The organism is Stieleria sedimenti (genome assembly GCF_025060895.1).
GTDB classification, from domain to species: domain Bacteria; phylum Planctomycetota; class Planctomycetia; order Pirellulales; family Pirellulaceae; genus Stieleria; species Stieleria sedimenti.
Map to the genome: position 1 here is coordinate 2,913 of NZ_JANZKV010000047.1, position 21,480 is coordinate 24,392.

The 21,480-nt window shown below is 58.5% G+C and carries 12 protein-coding genes; 8 read left to right on the top strand and 4 right to left on the bottom strand.

The window, feature by feature from the left end; translation table 11 throughout:
- Positions 1–27: 27 nt before the first annotated feature.
- The 3 genes from NZK35_RS07615 to NZK35_RS07625 all read right to left on the bottom strand — a co-directional run bounded on the left by NZK35_RS07615 (position 28) and on the right by NZK35_RS07625 (position 5,403).
- Positions 28–1,245: a carboxypeptidase regulatory-like domain-containing protein gene (locus tag NZK35_RS07615; RefSeq protein WP_259631934.1), complete on the bottom strand. Its 1,218-nt coding sequence runs from the start codon at positions 1,243–1,245 to the stop codon at positions 28–30.
- Positions 1,246–1,345: 100 nt separating this feature from the next.
- Positions 1,346–5,011, bottom strand: coding sequence for a carboxypeptidase regulatory-like domain-containing protein (locus NZK35_RS07620; protein WP_259631935.1), 3,666 nt, complete (start codon positions 5,009–5,011; stop codon positions 1,346–1,348).
- A gap of 8 nt (positions 5,012–5,019) precedes the next feature.
- Complete coding sequence (locus NZK35_RS07625) at positions 5,020–5,403, bottom strand: BlaI/MecI/CopY family transcriptional regulator (protein ID WP_259631936.1); 384 nt, start codon at positions 5,401–5,403, stop codon at positions 5,020–5,022.
- Between the two features lie 625 nt (positions 5,404–6,028).
- On the opposite strand from NZK35_RS07625, the gene NZK35_RS07630 reads away from it, so the two are divergent.
- The 6 genes from NZK35_RS07630 to NZK35_RS07655 all read left to right on the top strand — a co-directional run bounded on the left by NZK35_RS07630 (position 6,029) and on the right by NZK35_RS07655 (position 11,482).
- Entirely contained in the window at positions 6,029–6,262 is a 234-nt protein-coding gene (locus tag NZK35_RS07630) for a hypothetical protein (RefSeq protein WP_259631937.1), read from the top strand.
- The gene (locus tag NZK35_RS07635; protein ID WP_259631938.1) at positions 6,259–6,621 is read left to right on the top strand and encodes a clan AA aspartic protease; all 363 of its coding nucleotides are present in this window, start codon (positions 6,259–6,261) and stop codon (positions 6,619–6,621) included. The genes NZK35_RS07630 and NZK35_RS07635 overlap by 4 nt, the downstream gene beginning before the upstream one ends.
- 666 nt (positions 6,622–7,287) lie before the next feature.
- On the top strand, positions 7,288–8,832 hold the full coding sequence (locus tag NZK35_RS07640) for an arylsulfatase B (RefSeq protein ID WP_259631939.1): 1,545 nt from the start codon (positions 7,288–7,290) through the stop codon (positions 8,830–8,832).
- A 289-nt stretch (positions 8,833–9,121) separates the two neighbouring features.
- Positions 9,122–10,543, top strand: coding sequence for a DUF4832 domain-containing protein (locus NZK35_RS07645; RefSeq protein WP_259631940.1), 1,422 nt, complete (start codon positions 9,122–9,124; stop codon positions 10,541–10,543).
- A 196-nt stretch (positions 10,544–10,739) separates the two neighbouring features.
- On the top strand, positions 10,740–11,015 hold the full coding sequence (locus NZK35_RS07650) for a hypothetical protein (RefSeq protein ID WP_259631941.1): 276 nt from the start codon (positions 10,740–10,742) through the stop codon (positions 11,013–11,015).
- A gap of 20 nt (positions 11,016–11,035) precedes the next feature.
- Positions 11,036–11,482, top strand: a complete 447-nt coding sequence (locus NZK35_RS07655) for a GNAT family N-acetyltransferase (protein ID WP_259631942.1) — start codon at positions 11,036–11,038, stop codon at positions 11,480–11,482.
- Positions 11,483–11,682: 200 nt separating this feature from the next.
- On the opposite strand, the gene NZK35_RS07660 is transcribed toward NZK35_RS07655, so the two are convergent.
- A complete protein-coding gene (locus tag NZK35_RS07660; protein WP_259631943.1) occupies positions 11,683–13,029 on the bottom strand; it encodes a sulfatase in 1,347 nt (448 codons plus the stop codon).
- Positions 13,030–13,312: 283 nt separating this feature from the next.
- Between NZK35_RS07660 and NZK35_RS07665 the strand changes: the two genes are divergently transcribed.
- Positions 13,313–14,413, top strand: a complete 1,101-nt coding sequence (locus NZK35_RS07665) for a cis-3-hydroxy-L-proline dehydratase (protein ID WP_259631944.1) — start codon at positions 13,313–13,315, stop codon at positions 14,411–14,413.
- 288 nt (positions 14,414–14,701) lie between these two features.
- Positions 14,702–21,436, top strand: coding sequence for a tetratricopeptide repeat protein (locus NZK35_RS07670; RefSeq protein WP_259631945.1), 6,735 nt, complete (start codon positions 14,702–14,704; stop codon positions 21,434–21,436).
- The last annotated feature ends 44 nt before the right edge of the window (positions 21,437–21,480 follow it).

A 21,480-nucleotide genomic window follows, 5' to 3' on the forward strand; every position in this document is an offset into this window, starting at 1 on the left:
AAGGCTGGACACCAACGGTGTGCGACTTCAATCCCCTGTCGGCTCCAAAATAAAGACGACGCTCGATTCGATGTTGGCGTCCACCGAATAGCTTCGATTGAGATCGACGTTTAACTTCGGCTGGGTTTCCAACACGGTGTACCCCTTCGTACGCACTCCGACCTGATAGACTTCGGGGGCCGCATCGAGGATCGACACCCTTGACGTTGTTTTTTGTTCCAGTGGCAATTGCGAGCCGCGCCAACCGTAGCGTCGCCCGATGTAGACGTAACTGTCTTTCGGAAGTGGCGACCCGTCGCTGGCCGTCACGGTCACCGACAACCGCCTCGGTTCGACCGCCGCGATCTCCCCCAGGTCCGCCATTTCACCGTGTCCGGGTGCCTCGATCAAACTCAGCGGTAGCACCGCCGATGCGGCTTGTCCGGTGTGGGTGTAGACGGCGTAATCGAGCCCCGGGGGAATCTGGTCAAAGGTAAACACGCCCGCTTCGTCGGTGTAAACCTCTTGGGGCGTCACGATGCTGCCCATCATGCGATTCTTTTGGACCAGGCCGACTTCGACGCCCGCGACGGGTTGGCCGCGAAACACCAATTTGCCACGCAGCCCTGCACCAGCCCCGAGCGAGATCGTGAGTTCGTCGTTCCCTGAACGACTCCACCGGATTTGTGCCGGTGCGTAGGCGGACGCGTTGATCCGCAGATCGATCCATTCGATGTGATCACCGACGGACATTTCGAAGAAGCCGCCGGCATCGGTGAGCGTCAACGGGGTGACCGAGCGGTCGGATCCGCCGCCGATTCCGTTGTTGCGGAAGATGGTGTGTGGCCTGACTTGGGCGCCCGCGATCGGGTCACCGTCGAGGTTGATCACGCGGCCACGAAGCACTTCGATCTTTTCGGTGCGCTGGATGGGTTCGAGTTCGAATTTGATCTCGGGATTTTGTTCCGGATCAAAGTGCTCGGACACTTGGCCTTGATAGCCTGCGCCGCCGGCGGCCAAACTGAATAGCAAGCTGTCGGACAGATCCGCAATCGAAAACCGTCCGTTTGAATCCGTGACCGTGCGTTTGGTGCAATCGCGGTAGCACGACGGACAGGTCGTGGCCGGGCCGACGCGAGGCTTGGCGGTGCTGACGACGACGATCGCTCCGGCAACGGGAGCATCCTCGGAGTCGACCACGCGGCCCGACAGTTCGGCGGTCCCCGCGGTCAGCAACAACGACAACAGAAATTTGATCGAAAGCATTTTGCGTGTCCGAGGGTGAAGGGGAATTGAAAAAGTGGGATAGACTTCCAGGCTCGTCGAGTCTGCGGAATGACGAGCCTGGAAGGCTATCCCACTTGTCCTACCGTTTTGGCGTGATCTCGATCGGCACCAACCTTGGGATCGCGGGTGCACTCGGAAGGTTCAACGTGATCTCCAAATTCATCTCGCCGGTACTGACCGGAACCATCGTCGAGATCCGTGTCGTCGAGACGGAGCTCGCGCCTCGGGGGCCGCGGACCATCAGTTGGTAGTTTCCTTGCGGGACGTTTTTGAGGTGAAAGCGTCCGTTTGCGTCGGTGGTCGATTGACTTTCGCGATCATGATCGACCCAGAAGTTGGGGACGACGTCCCGGTCACGGCGGATGGAGACCATCGCCTTGGCGACTGGATTGCCATCAGCATCGATCACACGTCCGGCGATGGCTTGGTCCCCGCGGATCAACTCGAAGTCTTTGACGATCAGCTTTCCGTCGCCGTCTGGATTCGCGTAGTAGCCGATCCCTGATCGGACACTGAGATTCGGAACGCTGCTCAGACTGACGCTGACCCGTTTTCCGGCCGGCACGGAGGCCCGATACACACCCTCGGAGTTCGTCGTGACGAATTGGTGACCGCTGGATTGATAAAACATCATCGTCCTGCCGTTGGCCGTCCGCTGGACAGGCTTCGTCAGGCTGACCTGCACCCGAGCCCCGGCGACCGGTTCTCCGTCGACCAGCACGCGGCCTTCGACGATCGCGGAGGAATTCAGCACCAAATGGACCACACCGTCCTTGGCTTCGCTCAGCTTGACCATGCCGTCGAAGGCAGAATCGCCGTTGAGGTACTTAACGTCGATGAACGCTTTGGAGGAAGTTATTCCATTAGGAACCAACGTGGCGCGCCCGAGTGAATTCGTGGTTTCGGTCTCCGATTTTTCCACGATGTGAGGAGTCCGATCAAATTCGGGAGCGTTGGGGCTGGGTGGGATTTCGTCACGCAGGATGACGGACGCGCCGACGGCAGGTTTGCCGTCGGGCAGCGACACGATGACCTGGTAGGTGGAAAGCTTGGGGACAACGATCGGTTCGAGCTCACGCGGTGTATGGTCCGAGATCGTGATTTTTTGGTGGGGCAGCGATTCGGCTTCTTCCTTCGTCAGCACAATTAGCTTTGAGTACGAAGGGATGGCGTACCCTGCGTCGCGGGTTGCGACGGCCAGGAAATGCTCGCCTTTGGGAAGTTTGAGACGATACGTTCCGTCCGCATCGGACGTGGCACCCAAGGATGCTGGACCGTCGAGCGATCGCACCCAGATTCCCTCCAGGGGGCTGCCCGATGCGTCCACCACTTTCCCGCTGATCGTGGCAGCCTTGGACAACGTAACGTCAATCGGCTTCTTTCCCGTTAACTGGTCTGAGGACAGTTCCAATTGTGTCGGCATCGATGGACCATGCTGGGGCGGCACGACAGAAAATTTCATCGGCCGATCGTCGCGATCCAAATAGCGTTGGACCATCAGCGTCGAAATGCGACATCGGAACTCACCGTCCGAATCAGTCTTAAAGCGATAGACACTTGACGACGGATAGACGCTGACCTCCGCGATCGGCGATCCCTGCTGGTCAATCACACGGCCGTGAAGTGTGTATCCGGGATCGGCGACGACCGTTGCTGGGCTCGCCACCACCTCTCCACTGGAAAGCCAAGAATTGGGTCGCTGAAGCTTCCCCAGTGCGACGTCATCGCTCGTTCGAACCGCAATGTAGCCGTCCTCCCAATGATCGTGCGACGCCTGGATCGATGCGATTTGACCGGCCGGAAGGTTGGTGAACTGAAATCGGCCCGTCGCGTCAGTCAACGTCCGTGGCGTCAGTTGGCTACGAGAAAGTTCGAATTGTTCCTGACGTTCGAATAGCGTTGATGACGGAGTGAATAGTTGCACAACGTCGACGATCGCCCCCGCAAGCGGTTCGCCGTCGGGCGTGACAAAACGACCGCTAATGGATCTCGGTGATTCGAGCTTTAACTCCAGATCGCGGATTGGGGCTGGGTTCGCTTTTTCTATCATCAGCGGAATTGCATCGACCCCCAGTCCCGGAAACACAGCGACCAGCGATCCGCTCCAACGGTCTGCAGCATCGTTTCGAAGCGCGGGTGCCTTGACGGCGGAAAACTCAAACTCGCCGTTTGCATTCGTTTCGATCCGGGCGATCACGTCAGAAACCCGAATCGTTTTGCGGTCTGCGCTGTAGTAGTATTTTTCCAAATCGCTCGAAACCCGTCGCCCACTCGATTCCCGCAACACGACCGTCGCACTGGTGACGGGCTGTCCGTCCGGCGCAAGGACCTTTCCCGAGGCGTTGACGAGCACCGCATAGTCATCGCCTTCGGCGGTCAACACTTCACATTGGAGCACTCGGGCGATCAGATCGTTATCTTCCGGGCGGATCGGCTCGACCATGGGGGCAGAGTCGTCGGCGGCAGCTTGGACCGCGTCCGAGACAGCCGGCTTGCCGTCCTCGTCCGAAGCCTCTTGTGCGACCGATCGATCCAGCCGCACCGTCGTTGCGACCGCAGCGACGGCCAGCATCGCGACCATCAAACGCAGCGTCGCAATCCGCCAACGGGAAAGCCCCGGGACGCCGCCGAGAATCAATCTCAAGCGGTCTTCGATCTCGGTGTGGCGGCTCATCGCGATGGCTGCATGATCCGGCAGACGACGTGTCGCATCAGCGGCTCGAAATCGCGTCACGATGTTCAGCAAACTCTCCGCGTATCGCCCCGAAGTCAGTTCGCTATCCATCGTTGACGATTTTTCCATGACGTCGCGATCGGTTGCCCATTCGCGAGATTCGGTCAATCGCCGATCGACCAGCCAGACGGCCGGATGAAACCAGTAGACCATCAGATTCACCGACGCCAGCAACTGGCCGACGCTGTCATGCCGGCGCACGTGCATCAGTTCGTGAAGAAGAGTGGATCGGATTTCATGGTCATCCCAGGTTTCAAAGTCCGTCGGAACCAAGATGACCGATCGGAACAGCCCAAAGACCAACGGCATCGACGTTCGATCCGTCCGAAGGATTGACGGCGTCGCGCACAGACCGATCGTTCTGGCAATGTCGTCGGCGGTGTCGATGATCGGTCCACTGACACGCTGTCCCTTCGACGCGGCGTTCCTCAACCGAATCATCCCGGCCAACAGACGCAACGCCACCAAGGCAAATCCAATCGTGTAGGCACAGGCGAGTAGGATTAGCATGGCTGCCCCGCCGGACCGGAAGGCAGCGGCAACAGACGTTTGGTCAACGACACCAACTGTTTGCCGAAGCTCCGTTTCTGGGAATCCGGATACCGGTCGTGCTGCCGTTGCTGGTGCATGCGAAAGTCGATTCGGACGCGTTTGCGATGTGCGATCGGTGGGTTTTTCGCTTTCAATGGAGCCCGCGACGCTTGGCATGACCGGATTGTCTTGCATCGCTGGGACATTGAGTTGCCCTTCGATTGGAGGCGTCGCGACCGATCCAATCGCCAGATCGACTCCGGCGGAAGCCAACGGAATCCGCCATCCACCGACCAGCAAATGCGCCGGCAGGATCGCCAGCGTCAAACAAACCGCGGTCAGCCAGACCGCATAGGTTCGCCCGGCGTCGACGCGTTTGATCCGCGAGGCGACCAACCACGCGATGGCCGAGACGATCGCGACTTGGACGACCACGACCACGCACAGCGACAGAGGCCCGTCGATCAACCAGTGATTCATGTGACCGCTCATTGCTTGCCGCCTTTGGTTTGGTGTTGGTTCAACAATCGACGCAGACGTTTGACTTGATCGTCGCTCAATTCCGTCTTGGGATCGGCAAGGTGCGTGGCGAGCGCGTCTTCGACCGAACCGCCGAAGAAGATTTCCAAGACTTTGCGAAACGCCTTGGCCGCGGCACTCTTGCGTGGCACCGCGGGCAGGTACACGAATCGTTTTCCTTCGCGACGGTGTTTGACGATGCCTTTAGATTCCAGGGTGCGAAGCTGCGTCCGCACGGTCGCATTGGCAAGCTCGTCGGGCATCGCCGCGACGATCTCGTTGGCCGTCGGTTCGCCGAGCTGATAGATCACTTCCATGATCTGCCGCTCGCGGCGGGAAAGGTCAGAACGCACGTGATGCTCCAGGGCAAACAGGGCAGTCGACTCCAAGTGTTAGAAATCTAACAATCCGAAAGCCGCTGGCAAACCATTTTTGTTATTTTTCTAACATTTGTTGGCCTGCGTGCTGTTCATCGACATCGCGGTGCAAACCGCGTTTCAATCTCATTGGTGCACTTCAAAAATCCACAGGCGCTCGACTCCCAAGGATTGGCGCGTGGTGCGTTCGATCGGATTCGTCTCTTCGTCAAAGAAAAACACCCTCAGACCACACAACGCGAGTGACGGGGGAGTCGTGCGCCGCAGGATCACTCGATGAGCCACAAGAGATCAAGACGGCGACCGTACCAAAACGCTGATGATCTGCGGCCAGTGGATTTGAGACGCTGGCGTCAGCCTTACGGCCCGGAGTCCCACGCTGGCCTCAGCCAACCGCGACCGCACATCAACTGCCGAATCGGTAAGCAATTCGATTCAGTTCAACGGCCGGGTTGACCGGGGACGAGCGGATGAGCAAACACTGCCCAAACGCATTTTCGAGTCCTCCGCGCCCCCCCCATGGTTCGTCGGTCTTTGGGGTACATTCAGCGGCACCGAAGCGTAGAATGTAGGAAACCAGTTTGAAGACGGAGGTAGTTGTATGTCAATCGCTGAGGCGGCAAAACGTTTGTACGAGGCTGAGTTACGAACATCGCTCGAAGCCGAACATCGCGACGAGTACGTGGCGATCGAGCCAGAATCGAAGTCACATTTCGTCGGCAAGTCATTCCTTGAAGCGGCAATGGCGGCAAAGAGCGCATTCCCAAAACGAAAGTCATTTGTTCTCCGGATCGGCCACGAAGCCGCGTTCCACATCGGAGCAAGCACCAAGTGAATGGGCGTGTGGACGAAGGGAATCGTGCGCTGATTGATATTCCGGTCAGCAATAAGATCGACAGCAAATGTGTTCAGGTCGTCGCTTGGATTGACACAGCCTTCGACAGTCACCTTGTATTCTCGGCAGATCTCATCAATCAATTGGGGCTCGAATCGCTTGTTGAAACGGAAGCAGTCTTGGCCGATGGATCGAAGGTATCGCTGGAGACGTTCATCTGTTTTGTGGATTGGTTCGGCGAGCGAATTCCAGTCCAAGTCATCGCCAACGATGGAAAGTACCCATTGTTGGGAACGGGACTGTTAGAAGGACGACGATTGTCGATCGACTACGTGACCAAAGAGTTGAGTCTCGACTAATCCGACGAACGTCCACCGTTCACCGTTCACCGCGGCACGGCGAACGACATTGTATTTTCGATTGACGCCGACTCCGTGCCTGCGTGTGCGGGCGGATGGTTCGCGCGTCTGGCCACGACGACGGCACGTGCCATCGCCGCTGACGGCCAATGTACTCGATCGGAATCGCCGAGGGAAATCCAGTGTGCCAATCAGCAGCCGGCACGTCAGGCGTCGGTTGTCAGCGTTGGAATCGACAGGCGTCGGTTTGTCTTCTTCGGCCGAGTCGACCGCGCACCTATTGAACAATGACATCAAATGCGAATTCCAGGAAACAGAGGCTCGACGAATTTCGGTGGGCGCAGTCCGAACGCACCCATTGCGGCATCAGCGTGGCCCAAGGGGAACAAGGCTCACGCAAAGGCGCCAAGCAGCCAAGGAATGGGTTCTAATCTTTGCGGCTTTGCGTGAGCCCCTTCCAGCAAGTATGTCAGCGCACCAGTCAAACCGCCGCAGATCACTTGCCACAAAAAGCACAACTGGACACCACATTTCCTGGGAAACGTTCGTGCCGAGGAGGCTTCGCTTGTGACTCCGAAGCCGGGGCCTTGGATCGAGGTGGATGATTACAATAGGCTTTACCCGATTGCAACTTTTTTTCGTCTTACGCTCCTCAGCCGACTCCCAATGCAACTTTCGAATCGTTTTGCCATCATCGCCCTGGTCGCCTGGGCGTGTTTCGCTTCACCGTCATCCGCGGCCGAACAGCCGAATATTGTCTTGATGTTGTCCGACGACATGGGCTGGGCGGACCCCGGATTTCAGGGCGGAAACGCGGAACTGACTCCGAACCTGGATCGTCTGGCCGGCGAAAGTCTTCGTCTGACGCAGTTCTATGCCCATTCGGTCTGCGCACCGACCCGCTGTGCCTTGATGACCGGACGCTACGCGTTTCGCAATTGGATGGATTGGCGGTCGGAAGATTTTGGCAAACCGAGTTACCTGAAAAAACTGGGGCTGGAACTCGCACACACCCCCGACGGGACACCGACTCGGATGCTGCACGGACTGGACACCAACGAACACACAATCGCCGAAGCCTTGAAGGCCTCCGGCTACTACACCGCCTTGATCGGCAAGTGGCACCTGGGTGAATGGTTACCCGAACAATTGCCAATGGGCCAGGGTTTTGATCACCAATATGGTCACTACGGCTGGGGCATCGATTACAACAACTACACGATCCCCCACAATTCGCCGGCCACGTTTGCAGTCTATGATTGGCATCGCAATCAACAACCGCTCGACGAACAGGGATACTCGACCGACCTGTTCGCCAACGAAGCGGTTCGGCTCATTTCTGAGCGCAGCAAGGACGTTCCGTTTTTCATCTATGTTCCCTTCAATGCGATCCACGGACCACTGGAGGAGATCCCACGTTACACCGACACGCTCGATAAGCGTTCGGCGGCGCTCAAATGCCTCGACGACGCCGTGGGACGCATCGTCGGTGCGGTCGACCAATATGGCTTCACCGAAAACACGATTGTCGTGTTTGCCAATGACAATGGAGGATTGACTGAAGAGGTCAACCGGCCGTACCGCGGAACCAAGAACACGACGTTCGAAGGCGGAGTCCGTGTGGCGTGTACGATGCGATGGCCTGGAAAGATTCCCGCCGGAAAAACAAGTGACGCGATGATGCACGTCGTCGATTTGCTGCCGACGTTTGTCAGTCTCGCCGCAGGCAGCACGAAACCGTGTCGACCGCTGGACGGCATGGACATGTCGCAAGTGATTTTGAATGGGCAGCCGAGCCCGCGAACGGAGATCGTGTACGAGGTCGCCGGCAGCGTGCGTTTGCCGACCATCCGCTCGGGTGACTTCAAACTGATGGGGGACATGCTTTACAACATCGCCACCGATCCGACCGAGTCCACGGACATCGCGTCAAAGCATCCCGAAATCGTCGCTCGATTGAAATCGCAACTCGATGCGATCGGCAAACAGCGACCACCGTTGCAACAAGTCCTCGGATCGCCGCCGCGATTGATGCACCCGCCGCAACCCTTTGTCTATGGTCAAGCAGAAAACCGCGATGCGCCGGACTGGTTGAAGACGCGGGTGATGGCGGTGCGGAGCAAGCAGCCCCAGTCGTGGCCGCCCGGCGAGACCCCGTGGCCGCAAGCCCCGACCGGTGCAACGATCAAGTACAGCGGCGACGGCCGGTAGGTCGCAGAGCCTTGGAACGGGGTGTCGCTGGTGTCTAGGCTTCAGCCGATTCCCTCCGCACGCCGCTTTGCGGCTGGCGACTTCGGGAGATGCCTGAAGGCATCCGAAGATGCGCCTGAAGGCTGGACACCAACACTCACGTACGACTTGGTCAAGAGAGGCGGACAACATACCAGCGAGTGGCACGTGGGGAATGTCTCATGCCTCAAAGACTCGCGCCACAGGCTGGCTTGCCGTTTATTCTACGCGGTAGGTAGAAGGAGCCTCCACAACCCTACAGGTATCACCAATGAAAAACCACGTTCACGCGATCCTACGAATCTTCTGTTGCACGGTCATTTATTTTCTGGGGTTGCTCGGCGACGGGGCCACGACCGACGCGGAGCAAGCGTTTGACCTGAAACCGGCCGCCAGTCCGGCCGACAATCCGCTCAAAGGTTTGGTGCCGTACGCGCGTCCCCACCCGGATCGATTCCCGCACAGCATGGAGTTCAGCTACCTCGCATTCAGCGATCTGATGCTCGCGGAAGACGAATTCAATTGGCAACCGCTGGAAACACTGCTCGACGACATCGCCTCGCGTGGCAACCAAGCAGTGATTCGGGTTTACGTCGAGTATCCGGGCAAGAAGAAAGGGATTCCGGAATACCTGATCAAGGGCGGGTTGAAGCTGCATACGTACCTGAACACCAACACGGCGCCGCTGCCGCCGAAAGAGATCACGACACCGGACTACGAGGACGAGCGACTGCGTTCGGCGTTTCGTGCGTTCATCACTGCGTTTGGCGACAATTACGACGGAGACGCCCGTTTGGCCTACATCACCGCCGGCTTGCTGGGTACCTGGGGCGAATGGCATACCTATCCACGAAGTGATCTCTGGGCCAGCAAAGAAACTCAAGCTATCGTGCTGGATGCCTACGAAGCCGCGTTCTCGTCCACGCCGATTCTGCTGCGTTACCCCGCCGGACCGAAGCACGGCTACCAGACCGAAAACGCGTCGCGCCCCTTCGGCTATCACGACGACTCCTTTGCTTGGGCAACGATCGACACCGGCAGGCAAGCGGACGATTGGTTCTACATGCCAGCACTCAAGGCCGCCGGCCGGGCGGCAATCGATAAATGGAAAGCCCATCCGATCGGCGGCGAGATTCGCCCGGAGGCTTGGGGCAAAGTTTTCGATGACCGTGATCAGTGGCCCAAGCAGGTTCAGAGCTTCCACGAATGTGTCAGCCAAACACACGCGACGTGGTTGATGGACACCGGGATGTTTCGTGAGGTCGCTTCACCGAAGCGGCTGGAGCGTGCAACCAAGGAAGTCCGGCGGATGGGGTACGACTTTTTCGTCCGTCGTGTGGCGTTCGTCCCCGATCGCCAGACGAACCGATGCCAAATCAATCTGCAGTTGATCAATCAAGGCGTCGCGCCGTTTTATGCCGACTGGCCCACCGAAATGGCCTTCGTCGATGCAGCCGGAAAAATCGCCAAACGAATGATCGCGCCCGGGTTATCGATGCGGGGGCATTTGCCGAGTTCGTCGGCGCATGAATTGTCGGCGTCGATCGACACCGCAGGGCTTTCGGGAACCAACACCGTGTTGATGCGGGTGGTCCATCCGCTCGAAGGGGGCAAACCGTTGCGGTTCGCCAACGCGGAACAAGATCAAACGAAACCGGGCTGGTTGACTCTCGGGAAGATTCGTTTGCCGTGATGTTGGTGTCCAGGCTTCAGCCGCTCACCGCCGCAACCGCGAAGCGGTTGCGGCTTCGGAGGATGCCTGACAGGCATCCCCCGATGCGTCTAAAGGCTGGACACCAACACAAGGCCCTATGCTGTTCTGATAAGATTGAGGAGTTGCACGCCGTTGCCGTGCCGCGTCCCCTGACAAACGTTTGAGTTGAACGAACATGAAAAAGCTGATTGAAACGCAATTGGGCAACGAGATCGGGATCAACATTCACAGCGCTCACCGGATCGAATCGGCAACGCTGCTTGCCGCCGAGGACGATTATTTTTCGGTGACGACCAGCGAGGAAGAAAATGTCTTTCACGTCCCCTACGTCAACATCGTCAAAGTGATCGAGAACCCGGAGGGCGTGACGGTCAGCGGCTTTTTCAAGAGCCACAAAACCCATCCGTTTGTGATCAAGATCGGTCACGTGGTGGAATACGTCCCGACGTGACCAACCGAGGCGATCGCGTGATGCACGAAATTCAAATCAGCCGCGACGGCTCCGATGACCAGCGTCAATCGATGTTGTCATGGTTGCGGGCGTTCAATGAATCGGAAAACGGCGACTTCATGCGTTCGCTATCCGCAGGTGCCGAACAGCCGATCTTTTTGGCCGCGGAACTTGACGACCGTATCGTCGGCGGACTCGACGGCGTCACCATTCACCAATGGCTGAAGATTGATCTGATGGCGGTCGCGCCGGAGTTTCGGCGTCAGGGGATCGGACGCCGTTTGGTTGACGAATCGATCCGAATCGCGAGGGAGCGAGATTGTCGGTTCGCGTACGTCGACACGATGTCTTATCAAGCCCCCGAGTTCTATTTGGCGCAAGGTTTCGTCGAAGCCGGGCGACTGGTCAACTGGGATTCACACGGACACGACAAACTGTTTCTTTCGATGGAACTGTCGGCGTGGTGACGTAGGTCATGCTGTGCATGTCGGGTGGATGTAGGTCATGCTGTGCATGACGGGTGGACGTAGGTCATGCTGTGCATGACGGGTGGATGTAGGTCATGCTGTGCATGACGTCACGATGGCATGCACAGCATGCCCTACTTTTTCTCATTCTCAGTGACGTAGGTCACGCTGTGCGTGACGGGTGGCATGCACAGCATGCCCTACTTCTTTGGCTCAGGCTTTTCCTGCTTCGGCAACCACTTGGCCAACTGTGACTCAATAGCGTCACTTCCCTGTTTCGACGCCAGGTTTTCCCACTCGTACGGATCCGCGACGACATCGTAGAGTTCTTCTTCGCCGTTGGCGTAACGGATGTAGCGATGCGTTTCGGTCTTGACCGAATGGTTGCCGCGTCCGTGCGTGGTGATCGCGGGGAAGTCCCATGGCGATTGGGGATCGCGTAACAATGACGAAATGTCTCGGCCGCTGACGTGATCGGGCGTCGCGATACCCGTCAGCTCACACAGCGTCGGGTACACCGACATCAAATCGACCGACCGGTCACAGCGGGTGCCGGGCGTCGTCAATCCCGGAACGACCCAGATGAAGGCGGTCCGCGTGGTTTCTTCCCACAACGCGAACTTGCGCCAGTGTTCTTTTTCGCCAAGGGACCAACCGTGATCGCTCCACAGGCAGATGATCGTGTTGTCTTTGTTCGGGCTGGCATCGAGTGCGTCGAGCAACCGACCGAGGTTCATGTCGGTGTAGCTGCAGGTCGCCAGATAGGATTGAATCGCTGCTTTCCAACGCCCGCTTTTGAGGAACTTGGCGTGATCGCCTTGCGGTCCGGCCATCTTCACGCCCGACGGAGGAATGTCGGCCAAATCGTTTTCGATGTGCGGCGGCAGCTGGATCGATTCCAGCGGAAACGCGTCGTAGTACTTTCTGGGAGCGACGAACGGCAGGTGGGGTTTGTAGAGTCCGCAGGCGACGAAGAACGGTTTGTCGCTTTTCTTGGTGATCCGTTCGATGCAATAGTTGACGCAGTGCCAATCCATGATGTCGTCGTCTTTCAGGTTGGGGTGCGTCACGTCGTCGTGGTAGCCGTCATATTTCTTCACGCCCGGTCCACTGGCGCTCAACCCGTCGTCGGGCATGTACTCGGTCCATTCGCTGGGATAGTACTGCCTGGAGTGATAGATCTTTCCGGCACCGGCGACGTGGTAACCGGCATTGAGAAATTGCGCGCTCAATCCCTCGCCGGCCGCTTGGTGGTTTTTCCAGGCGTGTCCGTTCTTATAGCAGCCGGACACCCACGGTCGTCGTCCGCTCATCAAGGCACAACGCGATGGTTCACAGGCCGGCACGGCACAATGGGCGTTCGTGAAAGTGACACCGCGCCGAGCCAGCCGATCAAAGTTCGGCGTGCGGGCCTGCGGGTTGCGGTTCAAATGCGTCAACCAGTGGTTCAAATCATCGACGGCGATGAACAAGACGTTCGGTCGATCGGCCGCCGAGGCGAAACCGGAGAGACAGCACAAGGCGGCGACAATCATCAATCGCGACATGGGAAATGGCCCGGGGTGAGTGGGAGACGGTCGGGGAGGGTGAGTACCAACCCCTGTCAGTCTATTCGATTGCCCGGACCGCGGTGCAGCTAACTCCCTAAGGCCAACCTGTGGGCACAAGAACCATCAAAGGGTGCGCCCGGGGTAGGCACGTGCCTGCTGGCCCCGAACCGGTGCCGCCCCGTTGCGATTATTGCTAAATTCTGTCTGCGACATCGATTTCCGCGGTCGCGGATTTCACCTGGCGGTCTTAACCCATTGCACCACCCATCGAGTGAACGAGATGAAGATTACCGGATTCAAGGTTTATCAAGTCGACCTGCCCCTGGCGGAAGGCAACTACAGCTGGTCGGAGGGGAAGAGCGTCGACGTCTTTGATTCCACGGTCGTCCAAGTCGAGACGGATTCGGGAGTGGTTGGGTTTGGAGAAGTCTGCCCTCTCGGGCCGGTCTACCTGCCCGCCTACGCCGCCGGAGCCAGGGCGGGGATGCAGGAACTCGCCCCCCAACTGATCGGCGCGGACCCGACCCAGTTGTGGGCACTCAATCACAAGATGGACCGCGTGATGAAGGGGCACCCCTACGTCAAAACGGCGATCGACATGGCGTGCTGGGACATCCTGGGCAAAGTCTCCGGGCTGCCGGTTTGCACCTTGCTCGGAGGTCGATTCGGAGACGACGTGGTGCTCTATCGTGCGATCTCCCAGCGACCGGCCGCGGAGATGGCCGACAACGTGGCCGGATACCGCGGCGAAGGTTATCGACGGTTTCAGTTGAAAGTTGGTGGCAAAGCGGATGAAGACATCGAGCGAATCCGCGCGGTCCGAGAAATCTTGCAGCCGGGCGATAAATTGGTCGCCGATGCCAACACGGGCTGGTTGATGCACGAAGCGATGCGGGTCGTCGGTGCCGTGCGTGACGTCGACGTCTACATCGAACAGCCCTGTGCGACGTATCAGCAGTGTTTGACGATTCGTCAACACACCAACCTGCCGTTCATCCTGGACGAAGTCATCGACTCGGTCGACGCGATCCTGAAGGGCGCCTCCGATCGTGCGATGGATGCCGTCAACATCAAGATCAGCAAGTTCGGCGGACTGACCAAAGCCAAACAGGCGCGCGACCTGTGCGTGTCCCTGGGGATCGCAATGACACTCGAAGACAGCTGGGGCGGAGACATCATCACCGCAGCGATCGCGCACCTGGCACACAGCACGCCGACCGACTATCTGTTCACTTCGACCGACTTCAACAGCTACGTCACCCGATCGATCGCCGACGGGGCACCCCAACGGGTCAACGGTCGGATGGCGGCATCGACCGAGCCCGGGCTGGGGATCACCCCTAAGTTCGACGTCCTGGGCGACCCGGTCTGGAGCTGCTGAGCGACCCCGTTGACGCGAACGCATTCAGGATGGACACGGCATTGGGTCAAAAAATGGATTGGTCAAAAAATGGATTGGTCAAACGAGATGGTGCGTGGTGGGATGATTGCTGTCCAATCGGGTCAACGCATTTTTTGACCACCTAATTTTTGACCACGATCAGAATAGGCAGGGAAGGATTCCACTCGCATTTGCGTTTTTCACGGGGTCAACGCCATACTAGGATTCTTACAGCCGCAGACCAGGCGTCGCGGCGAAGGATTTCAAGCACGGCCAAAGACGACGAAGATGGCGACACTGTTTTCCCTCTCACTGCGTGTCAGGTCGATTGATTCGAAGATCGTCTCGGTCCGTTTCGTCGCATGCTTCCTGATGACGCTGCTGGCCACCGTCTCGCCCTTGTCCGCGCAGCCTCCCGATCAAGAACGTCAGGTTGCGGATCGGTTTCTCGACGTCCTGCTGCGGAACCCACAACCCGGCACGGCGCTCGATCGTGTCTATGACTTTCATGTCCAAAATCAATCGCTCGATCGATTGCTGCAGTCGCTCGATGATGCCAATTCGGGGCACAAGCAAATGGTCCATGGCTTGATTCAGCTCAAGCGGGCCGACTCATCCGCCGCGGTTGCTTCGTTGCAAAAAGCGGAGACGTTACTGGACGGAAATGTCAGCGTCAGTCACCAATTGGCCAAAGCGTTGGCGGCCGAAGGTGAAAATAAAAAAGCGATTGATGCATTTCAACGTGCAATCACCAAACAGCCCGATCGTCGGCAAGCACCGGACATCTATCTTGATCTCGGCAGGCTTCATTGCCGGATCGGTCAGACCGGCCGGGCGATCACGCTGTGGAATCAGTTGGTCGATCAATACCCCGACGATCATTCGATGGCGGAAAAGGTTGCGGCCGCCTTGGTGGCACAGCAAGCCTACGAACCCGCGCTCGACCACTATCGACGTTTGGCCGAACAAGCCAAGACAGCGGAAACCCGCGTCGGTTATCAAATCAAAGTCGCCGATTTAACGGCCCGGATCGGTCAAACGGAACAGGCCCGCGATCAGTTGCAATCGATCCTAGATCGTTTGCGTCCGGGAAGCTGGCTGCACGCCGATGTTCGCAGCCGATTGGAACGGAGCTATCTGTCCGCCGGCGACACCGATGCGTTGGCGGATTACTACCGGCACCAGACGAAACGTTTTCCAGACGACGTCACGCTGCCGATTCGTTTGGCGGAAATCCTGGCGGGATCCGGGCGCAACGAGGAGGCTGTGCCGATCTTGTCGCGGGTGATCGAGAAAACACCGCACCATGTCGATGCCCGTCTTGCCCTGGTGGAAATCCTGGAAGGCGAAGGCAGGGCCGACGAGGCTGCGCGACATATCGAACAGCTGATCGCCATCGATCCGGCCAACCCCGACTATCGGTTGCGGTTGGGAGAGGCCTGTCTCGGTGACTTAACCATCAGTCTCCCACGACGTCGCGAGGCGGCCCGGGAGGCGTGGAACCAACTCGCCAACGTCAAGTCTGATGATGCCTCCCTGCTGGCGACCATCGCGCGACACATGCAATCCATCGAAGCCTCCGACCGCGCCGTCGAACTCTATCGGCGAGCGATCGATGTGGCACCCGACGACCCGCACTATCGAGAATCCCTCGGCGAACTGCTACATCATCTCGGACGACACGACGAGGCCATCGCCGCTTGGCAATCCATTGCCGATGGCCAGCGGCGGAGCGCGGAATCGCTGATCCGGCTCGCGACGGTGTTTGGTTCATTCAAGCTGACCGACCTGGCGTTGCAATGTTGGCGGCAAGCGGCCGAGCTGGATTTGTCGTTTGAGCAACGCTTGCGTTACATCCGCGTGCTCTCGGAAGCGAACCGACACGACGCGGCATTTGCAGAACTGGAAACCGCGTCGGGGTTGGCTGAAAACGCTGACGAACGGGAGCGTCTGATCCGGCGTCGCATCGAAGCACTGCGGGCGGCGGGTAAACTGAGCGAGCGGATTGCTCAGGTTTCCGTCGAAGAACCGACGCGGGAAAACCAGCGGTTTCTCGCCTTGCTTTTTCTTGCCAGCGGACAACCGGCGGCGGCATCACTTTCGATCGACGCCGCATTGAACCTGGATCCAGAAAACGTTGCGATCCTTCGCGATGCGGTCGACATCGCCGACGCATTGGGTCGACTTTCAACCGCCGCAACGCATCTGGAAACGCTGGCGCAGTTGGACAAACGCTTTCAAGTCGATCATCTCGGTCGGTTGGTCCAAATTCATGAACAATTGGGCGAACTGGATCAAGCCTCCCGCGCCGCTCAAGCGATGATTGACGCGAATCCGGCGTCCCCCGATTCGTATCGCTTGTACGCTCGAATCGCCTTTGCGGCCGGTCAAGATCAAGCCGGAGAAAACGCACTGCGACGAGCCATTGTGGTCGATCCCCGTGGCATCGACGCACGTGTCACCTTGGCACGACGATTGGCCAAACGCTATGAAACGCTTGCCGCGATTGATTTACTCTGGCAAGCCATCGCACATGAACGTCGAATCACCGCACGGACAGACCTGGTCCAACAACTGGTGCCCCTGTATGCACGGCGTGGAGAAATCGACCGGCTCGTGAGTCGGCTCGAACGCGTTGAAATCGACGGTCTTGATCCAAAATCCAAGTCAATTTTGATCGCGTCTGTTTGGACGCTCGTGAAGGATTTTCGGCAAGCTCACACCGTGATCAAGCGGATGCTCGGCAAACATCCGCGGGATGTCAAGTTGCTGCAGGCGATGGTCGACCACTTGTCGCAATCCGGGGACCTGTTCTCGGCGGTTTCGTATCAACGCCGGCTCGTCAATGTGGAAAACACGCCGTCGAATCAAAGTCGGCTTTCGTCGCTCGAACTGGAAGCCGGCTTGATCACGCAAGCCGAAGTGACGATGCGAGAGATGAAAGCGACGAAGGATCCCACGCGGATGGCGTCCATCATCCGTCGCATCGCGATCACCGATCCCGAGCAGGCGGCCGAGTTGTGTCGCGTGGCTTTGGAGAACAACCGCAACTTGTGGGACATCCGTCTCGTCTGGGCTCAACTGCTGTTGCTGTCCGACGCCCCCGAACGCGGCGAGCATTTGGCGCAAGCCGCGAAGGTGGCCGGCGAAGTGGCAGCGTTGAAACTCGATGACGACCTGCCGTCGATCTCTGGTTTTGCCCCGCCGCCCCAGTCCACGTCCGCCTCGCGAGCGTCTGCCACGACGCTCTCGCCCTCCGCCATCCTCTCGAATTTTGTCGTGGTGCGAGGGTCGTCTGGCAGTTCCCTGACGCTCAGAGGCAGGCGACCGACGCAAATTTTCAACGACCGCGATCACTTTCCTGCGTCGGCAGCGGCATCACTGCAAAACATTGTGTTGCTCAATGAGCGGCGAATCACGAGCCGGCAAAACAACGGTTCCAAGAGTTACTCGTTCGCCTTCGGCAGCAACTTCCTCGGGCCCGAGAATTACTTCCAGGCCCACTGGATCGCGCGTTGCGTGCAGATTCTTGCGGATCAAGAACTGGCGTCCCTACACGGACAATCAGTCACGGCGAAACAATTGATCGACAAGCGATTCGCCGCCCCGCCGATCGACTCCGCTGACATCGCGGCGTTTCGAAACGTCATCCTGCTGCACTCGATCCAGAATTCGCTCGACGACACCGACACGTTGCCACCCGAAGCGATCATCTGGCGGGTCGCCCAGCTCGATCCGGCGGGCGATCACCCGGCACTTGCCGAGCTCCTCGCCCGGCGATCACGCATTCGGCAGGTACTGGAAAAGACCCCGCGGCAAAAGATTTCCCCGCTCGATGATTCAAAGCTGGAGATCCTTTCCATCGTTTGTCAAACACACCAGACCCTGGCAACGAAGCGTTCGGCGCCGATCGAGACGATCAGACGTGACCTGCAGTTGCGACAAAACTTGGTCGCGGAGTCTCGTGTGGCGGGGAAAGACTATCCGTTTGCAGAAACGCTCGACCAGTCGGTCGCCCCATCGAACTACCACCGCACGGTCGCGGAGATCCAAGCCGCACTGTGGGAAAACCATCTCACCCTGGCGGATGAAAAAGCCGCCGATTTGGTCCAGATCGCCAGGTCCAGTCGCCCCGGCGAATCGATGACCGACCAAGTGGTGCCGTGGATCGTCTCGCCAAACAGTGACGCCGAACGAGCCTTCGTGATCCGCCATCGGCAACTGCTGGCCGATGCTTGGATCGCGCATTTTTCCCGTTGGTCCCTTCTTTTCCGACAAGGGCTGCCACCGTCAGAGTTGTTTGGCGGAGAGCAGCTACAGATCGTGACTCCGGTGTTGTTGTCCGATGTGAGTCAGAGACGATATGAATTGTTCAAATTGCAGATGCCGCTTTCGAGACGATTGCTTGAGGCGAATCTGTTGCGGGGCGTGCTGCCGCTGATTCCGAAGCAGATTGTCAAAGGTTCGTCAAACGCCATACCATCGATCCCTGACGATTTCCTGGAGCGGCTGGTCGAACCGCTTGAGGGCGCAACGCCGCACGAGTTAAAGTTGCGGCGGATTCTTGCCGCATTCGCGGCGTGGTGGGACCAACGGCCGCTGGATTGTTTTGTCCAGCTGGAAACGTTGGCCGATGAGTTCCCCGACGATCTCGACTTGCAAATCGAAGCGGCGCGTCTGGCCGTGGTCACGGAGCAACCCGCGAACGCATTCGAACGTCTTGATCAGATCAAAACAACGGACGATCCGTCCGGCCAGCAAGTCGACTTGGCGCGCGTGATCCTGGCCGCACAGGCGGGCAACGGTGACCTCGTTCGCTCCACCGCCAGACGACTCCTCGCTCGGCCGATGGATGACGACACGCGGACGTTCCTGACAAAGCAATTGCAATCGATCAACTCGAAAAACGCATCGGTCACTTCGTTGCAGCAGGCGATCACGCAACAGCCCGTCGCCCCAACCCCCAGCCGCGCCCCCAACCGCCGTTCCAGCCGCAATCCCGTGGCGGATGCTGTCGAACAAATCCAGTTGGCCCAATCGCTGCTGGAATCAGGTGATTTTATCACCGCGTCGGAAGTCGCCTATTCGGTCATCCATCGCCAACAAGACCCACGCAAGCCAGACCGCTCCGGCACACGTCGCCAAGCGATCCAGATCCTCGCCCAGACGAACCGCTTGCAGCCCCTGATCACCACGACCCAACGAAAACTCGAGTCATCTCCGAACTCGAATGTCTATCGCGAAGAACTCGCCGATTTGTATGTCGCCGCCGGGGAACCGGAACTCGCCGGCCGGCTCTGGGAACAGACGATCGAGTCGGAGAAGCTGACGCCGCGTCAAATCATCAGGCGGGCAAGTTCGCTTCGAGGCAAACAGAAATTCCATCACGCCGCGATGCTGTATCTGGTCGCGTTCGAGCGGGATCCGAAACAATGGCAGAGCCACTGGAATGTGTTCACCCGCGCGGCGTCGATGTCGACGTCCCAAGAGATCCTCTTCGATCACCTTTGTCGAATCGACATCCGATCGTTCCCCCTCGAATCCGTCTGCAGTGCGATCCGGATCCCCGGATCGGGGACGTTCAGCGAAGCCCAGCGGCGTTTCGCTCGGCATGTCGTCGTGAACCATCCCCAAGCCGCGAAACACTTGGACGTGCTGCTGGCTGCGATTCCAAAGTCAGAACGACAACAGCTTCCCGAATTGAAATCGATGATGGTTGATGCCATCACGTCGCCCAATGCCTTTCGTCACGATTCGCCGCTTTGGAGCGTGCGGGGGTGGAATGAATCGGGAGTCGTTCAGGGCGTCTTAGCCGATCTGATGAATCTGTTGCATCGCGATGACCAAGCCTCACATCGATTTCTTAACGCAGTCGATGGTTCAACGGACGAGGACACTCGAGCGATTCGGCGATGGCTGAAAGCCGTTTATGAATTACACGCCGAGTCGACACGCGGCGCGGCGGCGGAGCGGATTCGTGCGATGGTTCCGGCTCGATTGAATGACGAGGTCACGACGTCTCCGCCGGTAAACATCCCCGCCGGACTGCTTTGGCAAACCGGCCAACTGATTGAAACGCTTGATCCGATCGATCAGAAAGCAATGCTGCAAATCGGTGTCTTTCAGGCCGCGGTTGGCAATTCTCCGGCGGAGCCAGTGCCGTCACACATCGTCGGTTCTCCGCTGGATCAACTGTTTCGAACCTACGTCAAAGTCGGCCGGAGTGATCTTGCCCGACGCGGTTGGCTGGAGCGTCTGCACACGTGGAAGTTTCCGCGGACCACGGGCGTGCGAGAGAATCGGCAATTGCAGGTCGCGGCGTACATCGCAGAGAACCTGTTCGATTCCGGCTTCCCCGTCGATGCCGCCGGGACCTGTCGGCGTTTCTTGGACCGGCCGTTGGTGTTCCAACTGGCCAGGCGTTACAGCCAGGGACGAAATCATCGCAGGATTTTGGAAACCCGAATCGAATCGGCGATCCAATCCGTCGATGTCGAAAATTCCATCCAATACGTCGACGCGATGCGGAGTGATCTATTGGCTGGCGTTCAGGATGCAACGGTGGATCTGTACGGAACCAGGTTGGATGCCTTGACCGAAACCCCGCGAGATTGCCTGTTCGAGCTGGCGGTCCGATCTGCCTCGTCCACCCCGGCAGGACGCGAGGCATGCCAGAGTCTACTGGCCCAACTCGATCGCATCGCGGCTGCCGAAGAGCGTTCGTCCCCGAATCTTCCTGCCCGTCTTGTGTTAGCGTCAGTGGCCAGCCCGGACACCTTGAGCGACTTGCTAGCCGAGTGTCTGCAAACGTTTCCGACGGGGGAACGGATGGATTCGGGGCCGTTGCATGAATTTGTCATCGCGTTGACGGCGATCTTGAGGAGTGACGTCGAATCCGCCGACGCGGCGTCGATGCAAGTGATTGCACAGTTGGTTGAAATTGCGGAAGACAACGAGGATCAGGCCGCCCTGTCGGTGCTGACAGGGCTCAGCCGTCGCCACGACGCACGCGCCGCTCGCTAACCGGTCTGTTGGTTTAGTGAGCCGCGACGCATAAGCGTCCGGGC